The following is a 22,119-nucleotide window of genomic DNA, read 5'->3' as shown; positions in this document are numbered from 1 at the left end:
TATGTACGATTTCGTGATTGTCGGCGGCGGTTCGGCCGGTTGCGTGCTGGCCAACCGGCTCAGTGCGGACGGACGTCATCGCGTCTGCCTGCTCGAGGCCGGGCCGCCGGACGCGCACCCGCTGATCCGCATGCCGGCCGGTGTGCTGGCGATGCTGCGCTCCGACGCCTACAACTGGAAATTCTGGACCGTCGAGCAGGCCGGGATGGGCGGGCGGCGCATGTACTGGCCCCGTGGCCGCACGCTCGGCGGCAGCTCGGCGATCAACGCCATGTGCGTGATTCGCGGGCACGCCGCGGACTACGACCACTGGGCAGCGCTCGGCAACGCCGGCTGGGGCTGGCAGGACGTGCTGCCGTACTTCCGGCGACTCGAGCATTTCGAGCCGGGCGCCGACGCCCTGCATGGCGCCGGCGGGCCGCTCAACGTTGCCACCCTGCGCCAGCCCAATCCGATGTCCGCCGTCTATCTCGAAGCGGCGCGGCAGGCGGGGCATGCCGAGAATCCGGATTTCAACGGTTCGCGGCAGGATGGCATGGGCTACTACCACGTGGCGCAGAAGGGCGGCGAGCGCTGGAGCAACGCCCGCGCCTACCTGCATCCGGCGAGCGGCCGCGGCAACCTCGACGTGCTCACCGGCGTGCGGGCGACCAAGATCCTGTTCGAGGGCCGGCGTGCCGTCGGCGTGCGCTACTACGACGGCGGTGCGTACCGGGAGGTCCACGCGCGGCGAGAGGTCGTGCTCAGTGCCGGCGCCGTCGGCTCGCCGCAACTGCTGCTGCTGTCCGGCGTGGGCCCCGAGGCGGAGTTGCAGCGTCACACCATTGGCGTCGTCCACGAGCTGCCGGGGGTCGGCAGGAACCTGCAGGACCATCTCGACGTGCTCATCGGCATGCGCAGCCGCACGCGACTCGGCATGTCGTTCCACCCCCTGTCACTGCTGCGCTCGCTCAAGGCGTTCGCGCAGTACCTGTTCGGCCGCCGCGGCGAATTGACCAGCAACGTCGCCGAATGCGGCGGATTCCTCAGGTCCGATGACGCGGAGCCGGTGCCGGACCTGCAGTTCCACTTCGTGCCGATGGTCAACAGCTATCACGGCCTGAAGCTCGGTCCCCTGTTCCGTTACTACGGCTACTCGATTCTCGCCTGCGATCTGCGTCCGCGATCGCGTGGCGAGATCCGGCTGGCGAGCGCCGACCCGATGGCGGCGCCCGAGATCGATCCCCGTTATCTCGACGATCCGCGCGACCTGGACAAGCTCGTCGTCGCCGTACGCAAGGCACGGGAAATCTTCGCGCAGGCGGCGTTCTCCCCGCATAATGCGCTGGAGATGGAGCCCGGGGCGCAGGTGCAGACCGATGAAGCGCTGGGGCAGTGGATTCGCGAGCACGCCGAGACGCTGTACCACCCGGTCGGCACCTGCAAGATGGGCAGCGACGCGATGGCGGTGGTCGATGCGCAGCTGCGAGTGCATGGTCTGACGGGCCTGCGGGTGGTCGACGCGTCGATCATGCCGACGCTGATCGGCGGCAACACCAACGTGCCGACGACGATGATTGCCGAGAAGGGCGCGGACATGATTCTCGAAACGGCCAGGACGAATCGATGAAGCAGAAGAAGATGCAGATACGGCGGATCGTGAACCAGACGGGCAGGATGCTGTCCCTCTCCGCAACGCTGCTGCTGGCGGCCTGCGCGATGCGCGGCTGGATGGGTGGCGGTGACGCTATCCGCGTGACCGAGGCGGGCAGGGCGCAGCTCTGTTCGGCGGAAGACGAGAACCCGCGCGTGCGCATCTTCGATTCCGCGGCGGCGGTGATCGACTGGCAGGAGCGGACCGGCATCCGGCTGGCCGAGTTCAAGGCGCTCGAACGTGGTCGCTATGCCCTCGTCGAGATGGGTCAGCGGCACACGGGCGGGTACGGTCTGGCGGTGAGCCGCGAGGCACGCGTCGTGGGCGACAGCCTGCAGCTGGTCGCGACCTTCTTCTCGCCGAAGCCCGGCTCGATGCGCACGCAGATGATCACCAGTCCCTGCGTGCTCGTGCACCTGACCGAAGGGAACTACGTCGGCGTCGAGGTCTTCGACCAGGACGGCCAGCGACGCGCCAGCAGCCGGGGTGACGCATGAGCGCGATGAGCCGGGTTTTGTCGGGGGTGCTCGCCGCGCTCCTGCTCGTTTCGACGGCCGTACAGGCGCAGGGCGAGGACGAGGCCGCGATCAAGGCCGTGGTCGCGGATTTCCACCGTGCGCTGGCCGAAGGCTACCGGGACGGCGTGCTCAAGCTGCTGATGCCCAATGCTGTGATCTTCGAGACCGGCTACGTCGAGGCCAGCCGCGAGCAATACGCCGCCGGACATCTGGGTGCCGACATGCTGTATGCGGCGACGGTGCAGCGCGAGGTGGTGCATCGTGAAGCGGTGGTGTCCGGCGACCTCGGACTGGTGATCACGCAGACGCGCAATACCGGCGAGTTCCAGGGAGAGCCGGTCAACCTGACCAACACCGAAACGATGGTGCTGCGGCGCAGCGGCGAAAGCTGGAAGATCCTGCACATCCACTGGTCCGGGCACGAGCCGTCGGCGGCGCCCTGACCGGGACGACACCGCGGCCGACTACGAGGGGGACGTACATGCTGGGGTTTCTGCCGGCGCCGGTTCGCGGCGTCATCATGGCGTTGCTGCTGATCGTCAACACGCTGTTCTGGGCCGTGCCGGTCTACGTGATGATCTTCGTCAAGCTCCTGACGCCGCGCGGACCGGTGCGCGACGGCGTTTCGCGCATCACCGCGGCGCTGGCGCAGCACTGGGCCATGGTCAACGTCTGGTTCGTCGACACGCTGCTGCCGATGCGCTGGGACCTGCGGATCGATGCAGAGACGAGTCCGCAGGGTCAGTACCTGGTCTGTGCCAACCACCAGACCTGGAACGACATCCTGGTGCTGATCAAGACCTTCGGCCGCAAGGCGCCGTTCTTCAAGTTCTTCATCAAGCAGGAGCTGATCTGGGTGCCGGTGCTCGGTCTGGCCTGGTGGGGTCTCGACTACCCGTTCATGAAGCGCTACAGCAAGGAAGCGCTGGAGAAGAATCCCGGCCTGCGCGGCAAGGACCTGGAAACCACCCGGGCCGCCTGCGAGAAGTACCGCAACCAGCCGGCGATGATCCTGAACTTTCTCGAAGGAACGCGCTTCACCGCGGCCAAGCATGCGCGTACGGGGTCGCCTTACATGCATCTGCTCAAGCCCAAGTCGGGGGGCTTCGCGTTCACGCTGTCCGCGCTCGGCGAGAAACTCAACTCGTTGCTCGACGTGACGATCGTCTATCCCCAGGGGGCGATGGGCTTCTGGGATTTTCTCGCCGGCCGCGTGCGGCATGTCGTGGTCGAGGTGCGGCAGCTGACGATCCCGCACGAACTCTACGTCGGCGATTACGAGAACGATCCGGAATTCCGTACGCGCTTCCAGTCCTGGATCGGCGAGCTGTGGGCCGCCAAGGACCGCCGTATCGGCGAACTGCTCGCCGAGTCGCGGGCGTCGGCACGGTAGTTTTCGCCCGAAGCGCCCCGCTCAGTCCCGGTAGAACTGCTGCCTGAAGCGCACCTGCAGCGGCGCGTTCGCGCCCTGGGGCAGCACCTGTGCGTCGATCGTCATGAATTCGCCGTCCAGCGTCTGGAACGAGGCGACGACGTAGTGCACCTCGGCTTCCCGGACCGCGCGCAGCTCGAGTGTCTGGACATGCCCGAGCAGGGTCGTCGCCGTGCCGCTGGCCGTGGCCGGCACCGGTACGTAGCGGCCGTCGATCCGCTGCTGCGCGTTGAGGACCAGCAGGATCTCGTTGCGCGTGCGGGCGACGCCGAACTGGCGGGCGACCTCTGGCGTGAGTGCAGTCGTGTTGACGGCGGCGTAGTGGACGCGGAACGGCCCGTCGTCGACGTACTGCTCGGCCGCGGCGCCGAGGCTGGACAGCAGCAGCATGACGGAGGCGGCGAAGCGCCTCATGCGGACGGCTCCGGCGACTGCAGCATGTACAGCGCGATCTCGCAGAACAGGTTCGGCGCCAGGCGGATGCGCGCGCCTTCGTGATGCGAGCGGTCGAGCAGGCGTCGGGCGATGATGCGCCATCCGCGCTGCCGGCACAGGTCCTCGAAATCGTCGACCGTACACAGGTGGATGTTCGGCGAGTCGTACCAGCGGTCGGGCAGGGACGGCGTCACCGGCATCCGTCCGGCGGCCAGCGCCGCACGCACGCGCCAGTGGCCGAAGTTGGGGAAGGTGACGATACCGACGCGGCCGACGCGCAGGATCTCGGTCACGGCGTCGTCCGGGCGTTGCAGGGCCTGCAGCGCGAGATTCATCACCACGTAGTCGAACGAGCCGCTGTCGAAGTCGCGCAGGCCGTCGTCGAGGTCGGCCTGGATCACGTTGGCGCCGGCCTTGATGCAGCGCGCGACCTTGTCCTCGTCCACTTCCAGGCCATAGCCGCTGACCTGCCGGTGTTCGGCCAGATAGCTCAGCAGCGCGCCATCGCCGCAGCCCAGGTCGAGGATGCGGCTGCCCGGGCGGATCCAGTCGCACAGCAGCGCGAGGTCCGGGCGCAGGTCCGGCGGTGCCCCGGCGGAGCGCGTCATGTGCCGGCCTCGCGGGCTACGCGGTCGAGATAGTCGCGCAGGACCCGCTGGTACTGCGGGATCGGCATCAGGAAGTCGTCGTGGCCGAGCGTCGACTCGATCAGCGCGTAGGAGACATCGCGACCGGCGCGGACCAGGGCCCGGACGATCTCGCGCGAACGTTGCGGCGAGAAGCGCCAGTCGCTGGAGAATGCGATCACCAGGAAGCGCGCCTGCGCCCTGCGGAACGCGGCGGCGAGATCGTCGCCGTGTTCGCGGGCCGGGTCGAAGTAGTCCAGCGCCTTGGTCATCAGCAGGTAGGTGTTGGCGTCGAAGCGCTCGACGAAGGACTGTCCCTGGTAGCGCAGGTAGCTTTCCACCTCGAACTCGACATCGAAGTTGAAGCTGAACTGGTTGACCCGCTGCAGGCGGCCGAACTTCGCACGCATCGCCTCGTCGGACAGGTAGGTGATGTGGCCGAGCATGCGGGCGAGCTTGAGTCCGTGGGTCGGCACGACGCCGTGATCGTAGAAGCGGCCGCCATGGAAGTCCGGATCGGACAGGATCGCCTGGCGGGCGATTTCGTTGAACGCGATGTTCTGTGCCGACAGCTTGGGCGCCGCCGCGATCACCAAGGCGTGGGCAACGCGCTCGGGCTGGTCGATGGTCCACTGCATGACCTGCATGCCGCCGAGACTGCCGCCCACCACCGCGGCCCAGCGCCCGATGCCCAGCGCATCGGCCAGCAGGGCCTGCGAGCGCACCCAGTCGCGGACCGTCAGCAGCGGAAAGTCCGGCCCGTAGGGCCGGCCCGTCTCCGGATTGACGGTGCTCGGGCCGGTGGAGCCCTGGCAGCCGCCGAGATTGTTCAGCGAGACGACGAAGAAGCGGTTCGTGTCGATCGGCTTGCCCGGCCCGATGCAACTGTCCCACCAGCCCGGCTTGCGATCCTGCGCATCGTGAAAGCCGGCCGCGTGATGATCACCGGACAGCGCATGGCAGATCAGCACCGCATTGCTGTGGGCGGCGTTGAGCGTGCCGTAGGTTTCGACCATCAGCTCGTGCTGCGGCAGGACGCGCCCGCAGTCCAGCGTCAGCGGCTGGGCGATCGGGATGCGTCGGGGCTGTACCAGCCCCACGGAGTCGGCGGGGAAGCCGGTGCTCATCGGCCGCTGATTATCGGAATGCGCCCGGCAGCGGCAGCAGGCGGTTGAGGACCTGCAGCAGCAGGATCACCGCGAGCGGCGACAGGTCCAGCCCGGAGAGGGGCGGGATGATGCGGCGTGCCGGCCGCAGCAGAGGCTCGTTGACGCTCCACAGGATGTTGCTGGCCGGGTTGTTCACGCCGGGGCCCAGCCAGGACATGATGGCCTGGATGAAGATCGTGAAGGTATAGAGGTTCAGGCTCAGGACGAGCAGTTTCAGCACGGCGGAGATCACCAGCGTGACCTCGCTGTAGCGCAGCCGCAGCATGCCGTCGATCAGGTGGACGTAGATCAGGGCGATGGCGAAGGCGACGATGACCGCGCCGATGTTGATATTGCGCACATTGGGGATGACCGGTCGCAGCCAGTCGGTCGGATAGCGCGTGATCTGCCAGATCGCCTGCGAGATCGGGTTGTAGAACTCGGCGCGCGTCGCCTGCAGGATGATGCGCAGCAGCCATGCCCACAGCACGAGGTCGAACAGCGTCGTGAGCAGGAACAGCATGGCATTGGAGGTGTTCGCGCCCATCAGAGCTCCGGGTCGAGGGTGGAGCCGAGTTCGGCCCCGCGCTGCGCAGCCGCGCCCAGGGCGTCCTTGAGCAGCGCATCCAGTCCGCCGGACTGCAGTCGCTGCAACGCGGCTTCGGTGGTGCCGCCCCTGGAGGTGACGCGCGCGCGCAGTTCGGCGACGTCGTCTTCGCCGTCCGCCATCCGCGCGGCGCCGATGAAGGTCTGACGGGCCAGCCGGGCAGCGGTTTCCGGGGCTAGGCCCAGCGCCGTGCCGGCATCGCGCAGGGCTTCGGTGAGTGCGAAGTAGTAGGCCGGGCCGGAGCCCGACAGCGCCGTCACCGCGTCCATCTGCGATTCGTCGCCGAGCCAGACGCACTCGCCGGCGGCCGCGAGGATCGATTCCGCCAGACCGAGCACCTCGGCCGGCGTCCCCGGGGCGGCGTACAGGCCGCTGATACCGGCGCCCAGCAGCGCCGGGGTGTTCGGCATGCTGCGTACGTAGTGCAACCCGGGGCCGAGCCAGCGCTCCAGGCTCGCCAGCCGCAGCCCGGCAGCGATCGACACGACGAGCGTTCCCGCCGCCGGTCGCAGTCCGGCGAGCGCCTCGCGCATCTGTTGCGGCTTCACGGCGAGGACGACGGCCTGCGCCCGTGCGATGGCATCGCCCGGCCGCTCGAAGACCGCGATCCCGAAACGGCGCTGCAGCCACTCGCGCCGCTCGGCACCGATCTCGGCGACACGGATGTCCTGCGCCGCATGGCCGGCCGCCAGCAGGCCGCCGATCAGGCTGGCTGCCATGTTGCCGCCGCCAATGAAGGCAATGCGCGAGGACATGCTCGTGACCGTGGAGGGGAGGGCGAGAGTGCGCGGTATGATAGGGCATCGCGTAGCGCGGCTCATCCGCGCGACCGCCATCCGCGAGGAGTTCCCGTCTTGACGCCACCCACCCGGCCCGCAGCCGGCCACGACACCGCTCGACTGCTCGAAGGCTACCGTGCCCGTATCGAAGCGGCGAAGGTCTACGACGTTGCCGTGGTCAGTGCGCTCGAAGAGGCACGCAAGCTGTCGCAGCGGCTCGACAATCGCGTGCTGCTCAAGCGCGAGGACCAGCAGTCGGTGCATTCCTTCAAGCTGCGCGGCGCCTACAACCGCATCGCGCAGCTGTCCGCAGCCGAACGTGCGCGTGGCGTGATCACGGCGTCGGCCGGCAACCATGCACAAGGCGTCGCGCTGGCGGCGCGGCAGCTGGGGCTCACCGCGTGGATCGTCATGCCGCGCACCACCCCCGGGGTGAAGGTCGACTCGGTGCGGGCGCTCGGCGGCAAGGCGATCCTGCACGGCGACGCCTACGACGATGCCCGCGAGCATGCGCTGGCGCTCGCGGCGGACAAGGGCATGACCCTGGTCCATCCCTATGACGATCCCGATGTCATTGCCGGGCAGGGCACCGTCGGGCGCGAACTGCTCGAGCAGTGCGGCGACCTCGATGCGGTGTTCGTGCCGGTGGGCGGCGGTGGCCTGCTGGCCGGTGTTGCGGCATGGATCAAGTCCGCGCGACCGAAGACCAAGGTCATCGCGGTCGAGCCCGACGACTCGAACTGCTTCGATGCGGCGATGCGCGCCGGCCGCCGGGTCGTGCTGCCGCAGGTCGGGCTGTTTGCCGACGGCGTCGCCGTCCGGCAGGTCGGCGAGGAGAACTTCCGCGTCGCCCGGCATCTCGTCGATGGCTGCGTCACCGTCAGCGTCGACGAGATCTGCGCCGCCACGCGGGACCTGTTCTACGAGAACCGCTCGTTGCCGGAGCCGGCCGGGGCACTTGCCCTGGCAGGGCTCAAGCGCTGGGTCCACGAGAAGCGGGTCAGCGGCCGGACGCTGGCCGCGATCGTCTCCGGCGCCAACCTCAATTTCGATCGCCTGCGGCATATCGCCGAGCGTGCCGAACTCGGCGACGAGGCGGAGATGCTGCTGGCCGTGACCATCCCCGAGCAGCCGGGAGCCTACAAGCGCTTCCTCAAGCAGATCGGCAAGCGCCTGATCACCGAGTTCAACTACCGCTACAGCTCGGCCGAGGCGGCGCATATCTTCGTCGGCATCCGCATCACCGACGGGGCCGAGCAGCGTGCGGCGGTGCTCGCCGGCCTGCGGGATGCGGGCTACGACGTGGTCGACATGAGTGGCAACGAGATGGCGAAGCTGCACGTCCGCTTCATGGTCGGCGGACGTTGCCCAGGGCTCGCCGACGAGCGCCTGTTTCGCTTCGAGTTTCCCGAGCGCCCCGGCGCTGCGCTCGACTTCCTCAACGCCATCGGCTCGCGCTGGAACATCTCGCTGTTCCACTACCGCAACCATGGCGCTGCCTACGGCCGCGTCCTGTGCGGTCTGCAGGTGCCGAAGAGGCAGTGGGCGGAGTGCCGGCGATCGCTCGATGCGCTGGGCTACGCCTATGTCGAGGAGAGCGACAACCCGGCGTACCGCCTGTTCCTCGGCACCGACTGACGACGCCTCGACCGGAGCTGCCGGACTACTCGCCGGCGAGGTTGAGCACGTAGTCCCAGTGCTCCGGGCGCACCGGTGTCACCGACAGCCGCGAGCCGGGTGCGAGCAGGAGCATGCCCTTGAGCTTGGCGGCGTGTGCCCGCAACGTGGCCAGCGTCACCGGCTTCGTCAGCTTCTTCTCGAACTGCACGTCGACCTGCAGCCAGCGCGGGTTCTCGCGCGTGGATTTCGGATCGTAGTGATCAGCTGCGGGGTCGAACTGCGTCGGGTCCGGGTAGGCACCGGAGACGATGCGCATGATCCCGACGACGCCCGGTTCGGCACAGCTGGAGTGGTAGAAGAAGGCCTTGTCGCCGGCCTTCATCTGGTCGCGGAACATGTTGCGCACCTGGTAGTTGCGCACGCCATCCCAGCCGGACGTCTTCTTCGGCCGCCTGGCCAGATCGTCGATCGAGAAGCAGTCGGGCTCGGATTTCATCAGCCAGTACGCCATACCAGACCTCGTTCGGTGACGGTGCCGTCCACGGGCCGATCCCAGGGATCGCGCGGCACGGCGGGAATGAGCTGTTGTGCCAGCGCCCAGCCCAGGCATGGCGGGTGCGCGATGCAGCGACGGGCGAGCAGGCGGTCGTAGTATCCGCCGCCGGCGCCGAGACGATAGCCGCTGCGGTCGAATCCCACCAGCGGCACGATCATCAGGTCGAGCCCGCGCCAGGGGCGGGCCCGCGTCAGCCGCGGTTCGGCAATGCCGTGGCGATTGCGGCGCATGCCCGCACCGGGCGTCCAGGCGACGTAGCGCATCGTGCCTGCCGCGCCGATGCGCGGCACGTACAGCAGCTTGCCGGCGCGCAGCGCGGCATCGATCAGCGGCGTCGTCGGCAGCTCGCTTCCGGATGCCAGATAGATTCCGACGTGCCGCGCCTGGCGCCAGATCCGCGTTCGTACCAGCACGGCCGTTGCGCGTTGCGCGGCCCTGAGCCTTGCCGGTGTGGGAATGCGAGCGCGCTGCGACCGCAGTTGGCGGCGCAGCGCGCGCTTGAGTTGGGTGGTGTCTCCCGCCTGTGCCGTCATCCGGTCATCGACCTTGAGACGAAGTCTCAAGTGGGCACCTCGCCGCACCATCGGGCTTCCCACTGCGAAGGTGGGCCTGCACGCCCGGCGCGGTTACGGCTCCCTAAGGGTGCAAATAGGCTCAAGGGGTTCCAGACCGGCTGTCGAACACCGCAGGAGACACGCGACAAGCATAGCATCGACGCTCCGGTCCGGTCGGCGCCGGCGGTCGCGTGCGCGCTGCCGACGATCACTCGATCGACAAGGTGGAATCGATGTCCAGCGCCAGTTGGCGCAGGCGGTGGACCGACTCCGGGCTCGCGCTCGCAACCCCTTCAACGCCCTTGAGTTCGAGCAGTTCGCGCGCGATGTTCAGTGCCGCCATGACGGCAATCTTCTCGGTGCCGAGGGCCTTGCCGCGGCGGCGGATGCTGGTCATGCGCTCGTTGAGGAAGTCGGCGCTCTTCACCAGCGCCTCGTGCTCCTCAGCCGGGCAGATGACGCTGTACTCCTTGCCCATGATGCGCACGGTGATCGACAGCGGTTCGTCAGCGGGCTTCTGCCCCGGATCCCTGGTACTCACGCTTCGTGCTCCGATTCGGACTCGAGCGAACGCACGCGATCGACGATGCCTTCGATACGCCGCCGCAGCTCGGCATTGAGTGCCAGCAGGCGATCACGCTCCTGCAGCGCGCGCTTCTGCTCGAGGCGCGCCTGCCGGAACGCGGCGATCAGGCGCTGCACGCGCTCTTCGAGTTGCTGGACTTCGGCATCGATCATTGAACGGCAGTTTCCAGTGTCCAGCGTCCAGTTTCCAGCAAAAAAAAGGTGCCGGCAACGGTAGGCACCGGATTCGAAGGGATGCCGTCGGCGCGCGCTGCAACGCGAAGCGCCCGGGGGTGGTGCCCCCGGGCGCCTGCGGGAAACGTCAAACCGGAAGCGGCCTTACTGCAGCAGCAGGAACATCGCGCCCTGCCCACGACGGATGTGCAGCAGCAGTTGGCCCTTGCTCTTGGCGACGTCGCGGAACGCTTCCATCGTCGCCACCGGCTTGCGGTTGACCGAGAGGATCACGTCGCCCTGGCGCAGGCCGGCGCGTGCCGCCGGCGAACCGGACTGCACCGACTGCACGACGATGCCGCGGTCAGCCGCAGCGCCGCGCGCACTTTCGTCGACCGGTGCGAACGTGGCGCCGGCCAGGCGTGGGTGCAGCTCCTCGCCGGATGAGGCGGCTTCGTCGTCCTTGCCCACGGTGACGGTGATCTTCTTGCGCTTGCCGTCGCGGATCACGGTGAGGGCAACCTTGTCGCCGACGCGCAGCAGCCCGACGATGTTGCGCAGCTGGAGGAAGTCGTTGATGGTCTTGCCGTTGGCCTCGACGATGATGTCCTCGGTCTTGAGTCCGGCCTTCTCTGCCGGCGAATCCGGCAGGACGCGGGTGACGACGGCGCCGCGCGTATCCTTCAGGCCGAAGGCTTCGGCGAGATCGGGTGTCAGGGGCTGGCCCATGATGCCGATGCGGCCACGCTCCACTTCACCGTGCTCGACGAGCTGCGCCATGACGCTCTTGGCGAGGTTGACCGGGATCGCGAAGCCGATGCCGATGTTGCCGCCCGAGCGCGAGAAGATCATCGACGGAACGCCGACCAGCTCACCGCGCAGGTTGACGAGCGCGCCGCCGGAATTGCCCGGGTTGATCGAGGCGTCGGTCTGGATGAAGTCGCCATAGCCATTGGAGACGCCGGTGCGGCCGAGCGCGCTGACGATGCCGCTGGTCACCGTGTGTCGCAGGTTGAACGGTGACCCGATGGCGACAACGAAGTCGCCCACCTCGATCGCGTCGGAGTCGCCCATCGGCACCGCCGTCAGGTTGTCCGCCTTGACCTTGAGCACCGCCACGTCGGTCTCCGGATCGCCGCCGACCAGTTCCGCGTCGAACTCGCGGTCGTCGTTGAGATAGACCTTGATCTCGGTCGCACGCTCGACCACGTGGTTGTTGGTCAGGATGTAGCCATTGCCCGCATCCACCACGACACCGGAGCCCACGGACTGGAATTCGCGCTCGCGCGGCACGTCAGGCACGCCGAAGAAGCGGCGGAACATCGGGTCGTCCATGAAGGGGCCGAACGGGTTCTGTACCTCGACGGCGCCGGTGACGGAGATGTTCACCACGCCGGGCATCACCTGCTTGAGCATCGGCGAAAGCGTCGGCAGACCCTGCTGCGTGGCCGGCGCGGCCAGCGGAATGTCGGCGCGCGCCGGCGGTGGGGCGCCGGTCATCACCAGCGCGGCAGCGACGATCGAGGCGGAAACCGCCAGGGGGGCGACGACTTTCACGGCGAGATCTTTGGACATCGGGTTCCTTTATCGGGAAAAGACTGGATTGCGCGCCTATGACCGCGCTGCAGCATCCGAGTTTCACGCGGGCCGGGCGGGCCCTGGCGTCAGCGCAGCCGGATCTGCGGGTTCAGGCTGTAGCGGCCGGTGATCCCGCCCTGCGCCAGAATGTGGCCCTGCAGGGCCTGACGCAGGTCCGCGAGCGTGAACGCCTCTCCCAGGTCGCAGCGCTCAAGATCGGTGGCGTAAACCTCGAATCGATAGTGGTGCACGCGTGCATCATTCCAGGGCGGGCACGGGCCGTCGTAGCCGAGGTAGCGGCCCTCCATCTCGGGGTCGCCGGCGAACCAGCCGGTGTAGTCGTTCAGCCCCTGGCGTGCGCCGTCGGGCCCGCCGGGCGCCGTCTTGCCGCGCGCCGTCACCGACGCCGAGCAGCTGCCCTCGGCGATCTCGGTCACCTCGACCGGGATGTCCACCATCAGCCAGTGGACGAACTCCGCGCGTGGCAGGTCCACGGGGACCTGGCGGCCTTCCTGATTGACGTCATCCGGCCGTGTCGGTGCGTCGCCGTCGATGCAGGTCACGACGAAGCTGCGCGTGCCGGGCGGGGCGCCGCTCCAGGCCAGGTGCGGATTGCGGTTGTCGGCCAGGCGGACATGCGTCTTCGGGGATTTGACGGCAAACGCGCAACGCCCGGGGATGCGACCATTGGCGCGAAAGCTGCGGCTCACGACTTTCATCCGGCTGATCTCCTCGTCGATTCGACTGGGCCGCAATAGTACCGGCAGTTCCGCTCAGCGCCAGCGTGCGCCGCTGCCGTCGAGCAGGCTCCGCCGCAGGCCGCGGCCCAGCGTCGCCATGCCCTGCGCCAGACGCTCGGCCAGGCGCGGGCGACGCTGGAAGCGCAGTTCGATCAGCTCGGTCGTGTCGACCTTTCCCAGCAGGTAGTCGTCACTGGTCTGCAGGGCGTCGACCAGCTTCAGATCCACGGCCCGGAGCCCGAACCAGTGCTCGCCCGTCGCGACCCGGGCGAGGTCGAGCTGCGGGCGATGTTCGGTGACGAAGTCCTTGAACAGGCGGTGCGTGTCCTCGAGCTCCTCGCGGAACTTCGCCCGGGCGCCCTCCGTGTTCTCCCCGAACAGCGTGAGGGTGCGCTTGAACTCGCCGGCGGTGTGCAGCTCGTAGTCCACGTCCATGCGCCGCAGCAGCCGGTTGAAGTTCGGCAGCTGGGCGATGACGCCGATCGACCCCACGACGGCGAAAGGCGCGGCGATGATGCGGTCGGCGACGCAGGCCATCAGATAGCCGCCGCTGGCCGCCACCTTGTCGATCGCCACCGTCAACGGCACCGAGCGGGACTTGAAGCGCGCGAGCTGCGAGGCGGCCAGCCCGTAGGCGTGGACCAAGCCGCCCTCGCTTTCGAGCCGCAGCAAGACCTCGTCGCCGGACTGCGCCAGCTGCAGTACGGCACTGATCTCCTCGCGCAGGGCCTCCACTGCGTGTGCGTGCAGGTCGCCGTCGAAGTTGAGCACGAAGACGCGGGGGCGCGGCGACTCCCGGCCCTTGTGGCGGGCCTTGTCCTCGGCCTTGCGCTGCTTCTGGAGGGCCTTGAGTTCGGCGTCGGGCAGCACCGCCTCGCGCACGGCGTCCGCCAGGTCCCGAAAACGCTGGTTGAGACTGCGAATATCCAGCCTTTCGCCGTGCCTCAGCGAGTTCAGCGACCGTACAGCGTTGATCGCGATAGTAATGATCGCCGCGGCGGCCAGCACCACGGTCACCGATTTGGCGAGGAAGATCAGGTAGTTTTGCAGGAAGGTTTCAAGCATGACGTGGTGCAAAATTCGGAATCGAGCGATATAGTATTTGTGAGACCGGGTGTTCGCGCTCCCTGCTTGCCGTTCAAATCGATAGCGGCGCGCCGGTTTGGGAACTCAAAAAGGAACTGACGAGGTCGACAATGAGAATTAGGGGATGCCTCCTGGCGGCTGCTGCGCTGACCGCGGTCCCGGTCGCTGCCAACGCGGAGACGATGTATCCGAAGTGGACGATTCAGGGCGGATACTCCCATGCGTTTGCCGACGGCGCTCGCGCGTCCGGCGACGGAATGGGGTTCTTCGTCGGGGTCGGTGTGCCGATCACGCATTACTTCAACGTCGACTTCAGCGCCTACCATCACGGCTATTCCGATGATGGCGCGTCCAAGCCGAACGAATGGACGGAGAACGCCATCAAGGCGGACTTCCTGTTCTATTACTCCCGCAACCGCGTGTTCTCGCCGTATGTCGGCTTCGGTGCCGGCTGGGCCGAGAACGAGCTCGACGGCACCGGTTTCGAGGAGGATGGCAGCTTCTTCGACGCGGGCGTCGGTTTCCAGACCTTCCCGTTCAAGAGCACGACGCTGGGCTTCGTCTACGACATCCGCTATCGCTGGCTGTCCTCCGATGCCAACATCGGCGGCTCCGACAAGGTCGAGGACGTCATCGCCAAGGTCGGTCTCGTCGTGCCGTTCGGCACGTCGTATGCGGTCACCGCACCGCCGCCGGCCAAGGAGACTCCGCCTCCGGCTCCGAAGCCGCAGCCGCAGCCGACACTGGGTGGCGAGCGCCGCTTCACCGACGTGCTGTTCGCCTTCGACAAGTCCGACCTCACGCCGAAGGCGATGAGCGATCTGGACAGCGCCGCCTCGACGATCAACGAGCTGGCCGAGCAGGATCCGAACCTGCGCGTCAAGGTCGATGGTCACACCGACTGGATCGGCACCGATGGCTACAACCAAGGCCTCGGCGAGCGCCGCGCCAGCGCGGTCAAGACCTACCTGATCCGCAAGGGTGTGGCTGCCGACAAGATCGACACGACGTCCTACGGCGAGTCCAAGCCGGTCGCGACCAACGAGACCGACGAGGGCCGTCAGCTCAACCGTCGCGCGGAAGTCCGCACGACGACCGAGTAATCGGGCGCCGCGAGCCTCGAACCCCCGCTGCTGCCGGCAGCGGGGGTTTTTCTTTTGGTGCGATCCGTGGTTCACGAACACAGGCGTCAGGGCTGTCTGGGGTCGCGATGAGCGCTATCGGGAACCCACCGGCTGCGGACGCAGAAAGTGCGGCGGCCATCGACCGTTTCCTCGACCGTCTGTGGCTGGAGCGCGGGTTGTCGCGCAACACCCAGGCCAGCTACCGCTCGGATCTGTCTTTGCTGGCTCGCTGGCTGGCGTCGCGCGCAGTGCCGCTCGTCGAAGCCGGCGAGGTCGATCTGCGGGAGTACCTGGCTGCGCGGGCGCTGAGTCCGCGCTCGCAGGCGCGCCTGTTGTCGGCACTGCGCCAGTTCTACCGGCACCTGTATGCCGAGCGTCAGCGCGCCGACGATCCGACGGCGCGGCTGGACTCTCCCAAGGCCGGTCTGCGCCTGCCCAAGACGCTGGCGGAAACGGATGTCGAGCGCCTGCTCGATGCCCCCGATATCGGCACTCCACTGGGTGTGCGCGACCGGGCCATGCTGGAGCTGATGTACGCCTGCGGCTTGCGGGTGAGCGAGCTGGTGGGGCTGCCGCGCACGAGCGTCGATCTGAGGTCGGGTGTCGTTCAGGTGCTGGGGAAGGGCGGCCGCGAACGTCTGGTGCCAATGGGCGAGCACGCCATGGACTGGATGCAGCGCTATCTGCGCGAAAGCCGGCCCGAGCTGGCGGATGGCCGCGACGCCGAAGGCCTGTTCCTGACCGTCCGCGGAAAGCCGATGACCCGCCACAACTTCTGGCGACTGATCAAGCAGTACGCGGCACGCGCCGGCATCCGCAGCGCTTTGTCCCCACATACGCTGCGCCACGCCTTCGCCACCCACCTGCTCGAGCACGGCGCCGACCTGCGCTCGCTGCAGGCCTTGCTCGGCCACGCCGATCTCTCCACGACGCAGATCTACACGCACGTGGCGCGTGCGCGCCTGCGCGACCTCCACGCTCGTCATCATCCGCGCGGCTAACATGGCGACCCTCGGTTCGCGGCGCGGAATTCGCATCGTGGCTTGCTGTCATAATGCCGCCCTGTTCCCGTTTCGGATTCCTCATGAAAACCTCCTTGTTTGCGCTGATCGCGGCCTTGGTGCTCGCAGGCCTGTTGATTACCGCGTGTGCGCCCGAGCGTGGGTCGACGGCGCCGGCCGGCAACGTCGCTGTGAGCGATGCCGGCCTGGAGGCGGTGCGTGATGCGGTGACCGGAGCGCTCCCGGACGTGAAGCGCGACAACGTCCAGCCATCGGCCATTCCGGGGCTGTACGAGCTGAGCCAGGACGGTCAGTACGGCTACATCACCGGCGACGGTCGCCACCTGATCGACGGCGATTTGATCGATCTGGTCACCCGCGTCAACCTGACCGAGAACAAGCGCAAGGACGTGCGCGTCACCGAACTGGCGGCGCTCGGCGAGGAGAACATGATCGTCTTCGCGCCGGAGAAGACCGAATACGCCGTGACCGTCTTCACCGACATCGACTGTGGCTATTGCCGCAAGCTGCACCGCGAGATCGAGGACTACAATGCTCGCGGCATCGCCATTCGCTACGCGTTCTATCCGCGTGCCGGGCCCAACTCTCCGTCGTTCCGCAAGGCCGAGTCGGTCTGGTGCGCGGATGATCGCAAGCAGGCGCTGACGTTGGCCAAGCAGGGCGGTGACATCCAGAACGAGGCCGGCTGCGAGAATCCGGTGGCGCGCGAGTACATGCTCGGCGCCCAGCTCGGCTTGCGCGGTACGCCGATGATGATCCTGCCCGACGGCGAGGTCGTAAACGGCTACATGCCGGCGGACGCGCTGGCCGAGCGCCTGCAGATGAAGGAACAGGGATAGGGCAGGGGCTGGCTCTGTAGCCCACCCCGCATACGGGGGCTAGGCGGACTGCGGTGCTCCGGCGCACAGTTCGCGCACGAACCCCCGCCACGTCCATGAAAGTTCTCGTCGTCGGAGGCGCCGGATATATCGGCGCTCACATGTGCAAGCTGCTCGCGGAGAGCGGCTTCGAACTGGTGGTCTGCGACGACCTGTCGACAGGCCACCGCGCTGCATTGCGCTGGGGCAGGTTCATCCAGGCCAGCATTGGCGATGCGGCCGCTCTCGACTCCCTGTTCGTTCGCGAGCGGCCTCGTGCGGTCATGCACTTCGCCGCCTGCTCGCTGGTGGGTGAATCCGTCCGCGATCCGCTCAAGTACTGGCGCAACAACGTCGGCAATACGCTGACCCTGATGGAGGCGATGCGTCGACACGGTGTTGCTCGATTCGTCTTCTCGTCCACGGCTGCCATATTCGGCGAACCCCGGGCTGCGTCCATTGATGAAGATCACCCGACGCAGCCGCTCAACCCCTACGGTCGAACCAAGCTCGCGATCGAACAGGTCCTGCGCGATGCCTGCGCGGCCTACGATTTGCGGGCCGTTGCCCTGCGTTACTTCAACGCTGCTGGTGCTGACCCATCGGGGCTGATCGGCGAATCCCACGAGCCGGAAACGCATCTGATTCCGCGCCTGTTGCGGCGCGCGGCGGGGGAAAGCCTGGATGTATGCATTTTCGGCAGCGACTATCCCACGACGGATGGCACCTGCGTGCGCGACTACATCCACGTCAACGACCTTGCCGACGCGCATCTGCGTGCGCTGCAGCAACTGGAGCGCGAGGAAGGATTCCAGTGCTACAACCTGGGCAACGGTCGCGGCTACACGGTACGAGAGGTCATCACTGCGGTCGAGGATGTCGTCGGTGGTGCGCTGAACATTCCCGTTGGCCCTCGTCGCGAAGGCGATCCTGCTGCGCTGGTGGCGAGCAGCAAGAAGGCAACAGAGCTTCTAGGGTGGCGCCCGCTGCGCCCCGCCATCCGCGACATCATCGAATCGGCGTGGCGCTGGCACCGGGAGCCGCGTTTCTGAAGCCTACGCCCGTTCCGGCACGGCTCATGCATGAAGTAGACGCAGAGGCTCTGCCGCTCAGATCGAATGAATCTGAGAACCATGCCGCAACAGCCGTCATGTTTTTGCTGGATGATAGTATTCTTAAGGACACATTCACCGTGCAGCGTAATAATCATGGCCTTTAGGCCAGAAGGCTGAACGGGACGATCGCTAAATCAGGGGATGGGAGGAAGTCGAATGGACAGCGGGCGCGCCTGGGACGTAGGCGCAACGACAGGTCGAACCGTTGGGACCGTGCGTCTTGACGCGCCGTCTCCGACGAGCGACGAGTCCGCTGCCGGGCCTGCTCCGCGAAGCCTCACCTATCGGGTGATCAAGCGCTGCATGGACGTATCCGGAGCCTTGGTCCTGGGGGCGGTGTTTTCCCCCGTCATTGTCATCGTTACGGTGGCCTTGAGGCGGCAAGGTGGCTCGGTACTGTTTTCACACGAGCGCGTCGGCCGCGACGGACAACCGTTCAGCGTCTACAAGTTTCGCAGCATGGTGCCCGATGCCGAAGCGGTGCTGCAGGACCTGCTTGCGAGCGATCCGAAGCTGCGTCTGGAATGGCGGCGGGATCACAAACTGCGAAACGATCCGAGGATCACCCGTATCGGGCGATTCCTGCGCCGCACCAGTCTCGACGAACTTCCCCAGCTCATCAACGTGCTGCGTGGTGAGATGAGTCTGGTCGGGCCGAGGCCGGTCACTCGGTCCGAGATCAGCAAGTACGGTCGCGCGGTCTGTTTCTACCTGCGAACCAAGCCCGGTATCACGGGGCTGTGGCAGGTTTCCGGTCGTAACGACACCGACTACGTTCGCCGCGTCGCAATCGACCGCTACTACGCCGAGCGGGCCACCGTGTTCATGGACGTTGGCATCCTGCTGCGCACGGTCCTCGTCGTTCTCGGTCGTCGCGGCGCCTACTGACGACGAGTGCCGATCTTGCAGCCTGTGCCCGGCCCGGCTGCGGCATAGGCACCTCTCCGGAACGTAGCAGCACTCATCGCATCCGAACGACCCCGCCGACGCCATCCGTCCGCCTCACTGCAAGCTTCCCGTGGAGACTCTTTCCTGCTTCAAGGCCTACGACATCCGTGGACGCGTCCCGGATGAACTCAACGAGGCGATTGCCTATCGCCTGGGCGTCGCTTACGCGAAGCAGTTCGACGCGCAGCGTGTCGTGGTCGGGCACGATGTCCGCCACAGCAGTCGCCCCTTGCTCGAGGCGCTCGCCCGGGGGCTGACTGCTCGGGGCGTCGAAGTCATCGATATCGGGCTTTGCGGCACCGAAGAGGTCTATTTCGCCACCTTCGACCGCGATCTGGATGGCGGCATCATGGTCACCGCGAGCCACAATCCGGCGGACTACAATGGCATGAAGCTCGTGCGCAGCAACGCTCAGCCCGTTTCAGGGGACAGCGGTCTGCGAGAACTGGAGCGCGCCGTAGCGCTCTCGTCCGATGGAGTCGCAGGTGAATTGCGGCTCGTCGGCTACGACGGCCGTGAGGCTTATGTTCGCCACCTGCTCGGCTATGTCGACGTGTCGCGGCTGAAGCCGCTGAAGCTGGTCGTCAATGCAGGGAACGGTACGGCGGGGCTCGTCATCGATGCGCTGGCGCCGCATCTGCCCTTTGAATTCGTGCGCATGCACCACGCGCCCGATCCCACGTTTCCAAACGGCATCCCCAACCCCCTTCTGCCCGAGAATCGGGCGGCTACCGCCGAAGCGGTTCGAGAGAGCGGCGCGGACTTCGGTATCGCCTGGGATGGCGACTTCGATCGCTGCTTCCTGTTCGATGAGCAAGGCCGATTCATCGAGGGGTACTACATCGTCGGCCTCCTGGCCGAAGCGCTGCTCAAGCGAGACCCTGGCGCCAAGATCATTCACGATCCGCGACTGACCTGGAACACCATCGATATCGTGCGGGCGAGCGGCGGGATTCCGGTGCAGTCCAAGACAGGCCATGCCTTCATCAAGGAGCGCATGCGTCTGGAGAACGCGGTTTACGGCGGCGAAATGAGCGCGCATCACTACTTCCGTGATTTTGCCTACTGCGACAACGGGACGATTCCGTGGCTGCTCGTGGCGGCGCTCGTCAGCGAGAAAGGTGCGCCCCTCTCCTCGCTCGTCGACGCGCGGATCCGTCGCTTCCCGTCCGGTGGCGAAATCAACCGCAGGGTTGCCAGCATCGCCGATGTTCTGAAACGCATCGAGGCCCGGTATGCCGACGCAGCGCAGGCCGTGGACCATACCGACGGCCTGAGCGTCGAGTATCCGGACTGGCGCTTCAATCTGCGTGCTTCGAATACGGAGCCCCTCCTGCGCCTGAATGTCGAGGCGCGAGGAGATGAGCAACTCATGCGAGTGCAGACCGGGCGGCTCCTGGCCCTGATTGACGAACTGCAGCCGTGAAGAACCCCACGATCGTTCCCGTCATCCTTGCCGGCGGCTCGGGGACGCGCCTGTGGCCGCTGTCTCGTGAAGCCTGGCCCAAGCAGTTTCTGAAGATAGGCAGCAACGAGCACACGTTGCTTCAGAGTACGGTGCTGCGTGCGCGAGCGATCGAGAACGCAGCGCCGCCCGTAGTCATTTGCGGAGACGTCCATCGCTTCATCGTCGCCGAGCAGCTTCGCGAGATTTGCGCCAGCGGCGCTACGATCATCCTGGAGCCTCATGGTCGGAACACTGCGCCGGCGGCGGCGGTCGCTGCGCTGTTCTCACAGCAGAAGTACGGCGAAGACGCTCTTGTCTTCCTGATGAGTGCAGATCACGCCGTGGCAGACGTACCGGCGTTTTGCGAGGCCAGCCGTATCGCAGCCCAGGTTGCTTCGGGTGGGTACCTGATGGTTTTCGGCATCAAACCGACTCGGGCCGAGACCGGCTACGGCTACCTGAAGCGAGGCAAGCCGTTGGGGAATGGCGCTTTCCAGTTGGAGCGCTTTGTGGAAAAGCCGGACCGGGAGCGAGCGGAAGCCTTCGTCCAGAGTGACGACTACGCATGGAACGGGGGGCTGTTTCTGTTTCGAGCCGATCTCTTTCTCAACGAGTTTTCGCGTATTGAGGGTGCGGACGGGAATCGAGGCGGTGGGAGCGAAGGAGCGGCAGGCTCCGGGCCACAGCGCGTCGCCTCTGAGGGTACCGTTGCCGCGTGCCGGCAGGCCTTGGCTCGCGCTGTGCAGGACCTGGATTTCGTGCGCCTGGACGCCGAATCGTTTGTGCTTGCTCCGGAGGATTCCATTGACTACGCCGTCATGGAAAAGACGGGCAGGGCTGCGCTCGTACCTATGGACGCCGGCTGGGACGATGTCGGGTCCTGGACCTACCTCGCCAAACTTCCGCTGGACGCCGCAGGCAACTATCAGTCGGGCGATGTCCTCTTGGAGGACAGCTCCAATGTCCTGGTCCATGCGCAGCATCGTCTGGTGGCGGCGCTGGGGGTCGATGATCTGGTGATTGTCGAGACCCAGGATGCCGTACTTGTGGCTCATCGCGGGAAGGTACAGCAGGTTCGCAGCATCGTCGCTCGGCTCAGGGCTGAGGGACGAGACGAGGGTGAACGACACCCGGTGGTTCACCGGCCCTGGGGAAGCTACGAAACGATTGCGACCGGCCCTCGTTTTCAGGTGAAGCGCATCGTCGTCAATCCTGAAAGCAAGTTGAGCCTTCAAATGCATCACCATCGCGCCGAGCACTGGATCGTGGTGTGCGGTACAGCGAAAGTGACGTGCGAGCAAAGGGAGTTCCTGCTTTCGGAGAACGAGTCCACGTACATTCCGCTGGGAGCCGCCCACCGTCTGGAGAATCCCGGCAAGCTTCCGCTCGAGCTGATCGAAGTGCAGTCCGGTAGTTACCTGGGGGAGGACGACATCGTACGGATTCAGGACGTCTACGGTCGCGTCTGATCGAACGAATCTGTCGTCACTGCGCAGCATGAGATGGCGCCGCATTCGCGGCCAGCTAAAGGAGTTACGACTTGCGAAAGCCGGGCT

At 66.6% G+C, this 22,119-nt stretch carries 24 protein-coding genes and 1 other RNA gene; 12 read left to right on the top strand and 13 right to left on the bottom strand.

Annotated elements, in window-relative coordinates; genetic code table 11:
• Position 1 precedes the first annotated feature (1 nt).
• From C8D93_RS11270 to yihG, 4 genes are read left to right on the top strand one after another with little or no spacing between them, the layout of a single operon-like run.
• A complete protein-coding gene (locus C8D93_RS11270) occupies positions 2-1,609 on the top strand; it encodes a GMC family oxidoreductase (protein ID WP_110265295.1) in 1,608 nt (535 codons plus the stop codon).
• On the top strand, positions 1,606-2,130 hold the full coding sequence (locus tag C8D93_RS11265) for a protease complex subunit PrcB family protein (protein ID WP_110265294.1): 525 nt from the start codon (positions 1,606-1,608) through the stop codon (positions 2,128-2,130). Before C8D93_RS11270 ends, C8D93_RS11265 begins: the two co-directional genes overlap by 4 nt.
• Entirely contained in the window at positions 2,127-2,594 is a 468-nt protein-coding gene (locus C8D93_RS11260; RefSeq protein WP_110265293.1) for a YybH family protein, read from the top strand. The genes C8D93_RS11265 and C8D93_RS11260 overlap by 4 nt, the downstream gene beginning before the upstream one ends.
• Positions 2,595-2,632: 38 nt before the next feature.
• Positions 2,633-3,544 (top strand): 1-acylglycerol-3-phosphate O-acyltransferase, YihG family, encoded by a 912-nt coding sequence (yihG, locus tag C8D93_RS11255; RefSeq protein WP_110265292.1) that lies wholly within the window; start codon positions 2,633-2,635, stop codon positions 3,542-3,544.
• A gap of 21 nt (positions 3,545-3,565) precedes the next feature.
• Here the strand turns inward: yihG and C8D93_RS11250 are convergent, their stop codons facing one another.
• From C8D93_RS11250 to proC, 5 genes are read right to left on the bottom strand one after another with little or no spacing between them, the layout of a single operon-like run.
• Positions 3,566-3,997, bottom strand: coding sequence for a DUF4426 domain-containing protein (locus tag C8D93_RS11250; protein WP_110265291.1), 432 nt, complete (start codon positions 3,995-3,997; stop codon positions 3,566-3,568).
• Complete coding sequence (gene metW, locus C8D93_RS11245) at positions 3,994-4,596, bottom strand: methionine biosynthesis protein MetW (RefSeq protein ID WP_211307311.1); 603 nt, start codon at positions 4,594-4,596, stop codon at positions 3,994-3,996. The genes C8D93_RS11250 and metW overlap by 4 nt, the downstream gene beginning before the upstream one ends.
• Positions 4,597-4,622: 26 nt before the next feature.
• Complete coding sequence (gene metX, locus C8D93_RS11240) at positions 4,623-5,771, bottom strand: homoserine O-succinyltransferase MetX (RefSeq protein WP_110265289.1); 1,149 nt, start codon at positions 5,769-5,771, stop codon at positions 4,623-4,625.
• A gap of 10 nt (positions 5,772-5,781) precedes the next feature.
• Positions 5,782-6,339 carry a YggT family protein gene (locus C8D93_RS11235; RefSeq protein ID WP_110265288.1) on the bottom strand — a complete coding sequence of 186 codons (558 nt, stop codon included), beginning with the start codon at positions 6,337-6,339 and terminating at the stop codon, positions 5,782-5,784.
• Positions 6,339-7,154 carry a pyrroline-5-carboxylate reductase gene (proC, locus tag C8D93_RS11230; protein ID WP_110265350.1) on the bottom strand — a complete coding sequence of 272 codons (816 nt, stop codon included), beginning with the start codon at positions 7,152-7,154 and terminating at the stop codon, positions 6,339-6,341. The genes C8D93_RS11235 and proC overlap by 1 nt, the downstream gene beginning before the upstream one ends.
• A 144-nt stretch (positions 7,155-7,298) precedes the next feature.
• Here proC and ilvA point away from each other — a divergent pair, with 144 nt between their 5' ends.
• Entirely contained in the window at positions 7,299-8,816 is a 1,518-nt protein-coding gene (gene ilvA, locus C8D93_RS11225) for a threonine ammonia-lyase, biosynthetic (RefSeq protein ID WP_245903894.1), read from the top strand.
• 25 nt (positions 8,817-8,841) lie between these two features.
• Here ilvA and C8D93_RS11220 read toward each other — a convergent pair whose 3' ends face one another.
• The 8 genes from C8D93_RS11220 to sohB all read right to left on the bottom strand — a co-directional run bounded on the left by C8D93_RS11220 (position 8,842) and on the right by sohB (position 14,029).
• Positions 8,842-9,309 carry an EVE domain-containing protein gene (locus C8D93_RS11220; protein WP_110265286.1) on the bottom strand — a complete coding sequence of 156 codons (468 nt, stop codon included), beginning with the start codon at positions 9,307-9,309 and terminating at the stop codon, positions 8,842-8,844.
• On the bottom strand, positions 9,294-9,812 hold the full coding sequence (locus C8D93_RS11215) for a 5-formyltetrahydrofolate cyclo-ligase (protein ID WP_245903893.1): 519 nt from the start codon (positions 9,810-9,812) through the stop codon (positions 9,294-9,296). The genes C8D93_RS11220 and C8D93_RS11215 overlap by 16 nt, the downstream gene beginning before the upstream one ends.
• A gap of 52 nt (positions 9,813-9,864) precedes the next feature.
• Positions 9,865-10,049, bottom strand: a non-coding RNA gene (gene ssrS, locus C8D93_RS11210) — 6S RNA.
• A gap of 67 nt (positions 10,050-10,116) precedes the next feature.
• The gene (locus C8D93_RS11205) at positions 10,117-10,449 is read right to left on the bottom strand and encodes a cell division protein ZapA (protein ID WP_245903887.1); all 333 of its coding nucleotides are present in this window, start codon (positions 10,447-10,449) and stop codon (positions 10,117-10,119) included.
• On the bottom strand, positions 10,446-10,646 hold the full coding sequence (locus tag C8D93_RS11200) for a hypothetical protein (RefSeq protein ID WP_110265284.1): 201 nt from the start codon (positions 10,644-10,646) through the stop codon (positions 10,446-10,448). The genes C8D93_RS11205 and C8D93_RS11200 overlap by 4 nt, the downstream gene beginning before the upstream one ends.
• Positions 10,647-10,811: 165 nt before the next feature.
• Positions 10,812-12,221, bottom strand: a complete 1,410-nt coding sequence (locus C8D93_RS11195; RefSeq protein WP_110265283.1) for a DegQ family serine endoprotease — start codon at positions 12,219-12,221, stop codon at positions 10,812-10,814.
• Between the two features lie 89 nt (positions 12,222-12,310).
• On the bottom strand, positions 12,311-12,943 hold the full coding sequence (locus C8D93_RS11190; protein ID WP_110265282.1) for a YbhB/YbcL family Raf kinase inhibitor-like protein: 633 nt from the start codon (positions 12,941-12,943) through the stop codon (positions 12,311-12,313).
• A gap of 54 nt (positions 12,944-12,997) precedes the next feature.
• Complete coding sequence (gene sohB / locus C8D93_RS11185; protein WP_110265281.1) at positions 12,998-14,029, bottom strand: protease SohB; 1,032 nt, start codon at positions 14,027-14,029, stop codon at positions 12,998-13,000.
• A 131-nt stretch (positions 14,030-14,160) separates the two neighbouring features.
• Between sohB and C8D93_RS11180 the strand changes: the two genes are divergently transcribed.
• The 7 genes from C8D93_RS11180 (at position 14,161) to C8D93_RS11150 (ending at position 22,032) form a co-directional block, all read left to right on the top strand.
• Positions 14,161-15,153 carry an OmpA family protein gene (locus C8D93_RS11180; RefSeq protein ID WP_110265280.1) on the top strand — a complete coding sequence of 331 codons (993 nt, stop codon included), beginning with the start codon at positions 14,161-14,163 and terminating at the stop codon, positions 15,151-15,153.
• A 107-nt stretch (positions 15,154-15,260) separates the two neighbouring features.
• Entirely contained in the window at positions 15,261-16,175 is a 915-nt protein-coding gene (gene xerD, locus C8D93_RS11175; protein ID WP_110265279.1) for a site-specific tyrosine recombinase XerD, read from the top strand.
• An 83-nt stretch (positions 16,176-16,258) separates the two neighbouring features.
• Positions 16,259-17,035: a DsbC family protein gene (locus tag C8D93_RS11170; protein ID WP_170123998.1), complete on the top strand. Its 777-nt coding sequence runs from the start codon at positions 16,259-16,261 to the stop codon at positions 17,033-17,035.
• Positions 17,036-17,130: 95 nt separating this feature from the next.
• Positions 17,131-18,105: a UDP-glucose 4-epimerase GalE gene (gene galE, locus C8D93_RS11165; RefSeq protein ID WP_110265277.1), complete on the top strand. Its 975-nt coding sequence runs from the start codon at positions 17,131-17,133 to the stop codon at positions 18,103-18,105.
• 204 nt (positions 18,106-18,309) lie between these two features.
• Positions 18,310-19,056 (top strand): sugar transferase, encoded by a 747-nt coding sequence (locus C8D93_RS11160; protein ID WP_110265276.1) that lies wholly within the window; start codon positions 18,310-18,312, stop codon positions 19,054-19,056.
• Positions 19,057-19,186: 130 nt separating this feature from the next.
• On the top strand, positions 19,187-20,542 hold the full coding sequence (locus tag C8D93_RS11155) for a phosphohexomutase domain-containing protein (RefSeq protein ID WP_110265275.1): 1,356 nt from the start codon (positions 19,187-19,189) through the stop codon (positions 20,540-20,542).
• On the top strand, positions 20,539-22,032 hold the full coding sequence (locus C8D93_RS11150; RefSeq protein WP_211307307.1) for a sugar phosphate nucleotidyltransferase: 1,494 nt from the start codon (positions 20,539-20,541) through the stop codon (positions 22,030-22,032). The genes C8D93_RS11155 and C8D93_RS11150 overlap by 4 nt, the downstream gene beginning before the upstream one ends.
• Positions 22,033-22,119 lie beyond the last annotated feature (87 nt).

Source organism: Sinimarinibacterium flocculans (assembly GCF_003201205.1).
Taxonomy (GTDB): Bacteria; Pseudomonadota; Gammaproteobacteria; order Nevskiales; family Nevskiaceae; genus Solimonas; species Solimonas flocculans.
This window is presented reverse-complemented; position numbering and strand designations above follow the sequence as displayed.